Source organism: Dietzia sp. 179-F 9C3 NHS (assembly GCF_045369825.1).
In the GTDB taxonomy this organism is placed as follows: domain Bacteria; phylum Actinomycetota; class Actinomycetes; order Mycobacteriales; family Mycobacteriaceae; genus Dietzia.
In genome coordinates, this window is the sequence record NZ_JBIQES010000039.1 from 1 (window position 1) to 1,364 (window position 1,364).

The 1,364-nt window shown below is 64.4% G+C and carries 1 protein-coding gene and 1 other annotated feature; the gene reads right to left on the reverse strand.

Annotated elements, in window-relative coordinates; translation table 11 throughout:
• Window positions 1-27: 27 nt before the first annotated feature.
• A protein-coding gene (locus ACH0BZ_RS16340) for an IS3 family transposase (RefSeq protein WP_406899799.1) occupies window positions 28-1,310 on the reverse strand; the annotation gives its coding sequence in 2 pieces (ribosomal slippage) (window positions 28-1,037 and window positions 1,037-1,310; 1,284 coding nt in all).
• Window positions 907-1,041: a sequence feature (AL1L pseudoknot), on the reverse strand. (Overlaps the previous gene by 135 nt.)
• Window positions 1,311-1,364 lie beyond the last annotated feature (54 nt).

A 1,364-nucleotide genomic window follows, 5' to 3' on the forward strand; every position in this document is an offset into this window, starting at 1 on the left:
TGAACCGCCCGAGGTTTCCCGCCGCTCCTATGTTGGTTGAAGCTCTCGGTTGAGAGCGGCGTAGTAGCTCTGCTCGAACTCGACGGGCGGGACGTATCCCAGGCTCGAGTGGAGCCGTTCATTGTTGTACCACTCGACCCATGCAGCGGTCGCGTACTCGACGTCGGAGAGCGTCTTGTACGGCCCGTCGTGGAAGATTGACGAGCGGATGCACTCGGCCTTGTACAGGCCGTTGATCGTCTCCATGAGCGCGTTATCGTACGCATCGCCGACGCTGCCGATCGACGGCTCAATCCCCTCGAGTGCGAGACGCTCGGTGAACGCTACAGATGTATATTGACTGCCTGCATCAGAGTGGCTGATCAGCGACTTCGGCGCGATCGGATGTCCTTCTCGGTCGCGTTGCCACAGCGCCATCCGCAGCGGAGTCATGACCAAGTTCGTGGCCATAGTGGTGGCCGCGTTCCAGGCTACGATGCGTTGGGCGAACACGTCGACGATGAACGCGACGTAGGTGAAGCCGGCCCACGTTCGGACGTAAGTGAAGTCGGCGACCCATACCCGGTCCGGGCGATCTGAGGTGAAGTCCCGGTCCAGCAGGTCCGGTGCCCGCACAGCGCCGGAATCCGGGGAGGTCGTGTACACCTTCTTGGCCCTGACCACCCCGGATAGACCGAGCGTGCGCATCGCCCGGTCGACGGCTCCGGGGCTGGCTGCGGGCAGGCCAGCGCGGCGAACCTCTGCAAGCATCTTGCGCCGCCCGTACAGGCCCGATGGCTGCATCTTCCGCCGGCCACGGCTATCGGGCTGCCACACTAATCCGCGGATGACGTCCTCGACCTCGGCGTCGCTGACGGTCCTGACTGGCACTACTCGCTGCGACGAGGTCCACTCGCGATAGGTCCGTGCGGCGATCTGCAGACCTGCTTTGCGCAGGCCCCGGCAGATCGACTCGACCGCATGACCTTCCGACCGGAGTTGGTTAATGAATTCGCAGATCACCGGTTGCGGGGGTCGAGCTCCCCCGCGAAGAAAATCGAGGCCCTGCGCATGATTTCCAGGTCCTCGGTCAGCCGCCGGTTCTCGGCCTTGAGACGCTTGATCTCAGCGCTCTCCTCGGTGCTGACGCCGGGTCTGGCTCCGGCGTCGATGTCGGCCTGCACCGCCCACCGTCGCACCGTCTCCTTGCCCAGCCCCAGCTGGCGGCCCACCTGGTCACAGCAGGCCGTCAGCGACGAGTACTCACCCCGATGCTCGGACACCATCCGCAGCGCCCGCTCCTTGATCGCGGGATCGATCTTCTTCGGCATACAGCCATCCTCCTCGACTCGAAAAGGAGGCGGCGGGAAACCTGGGGCGGTTCA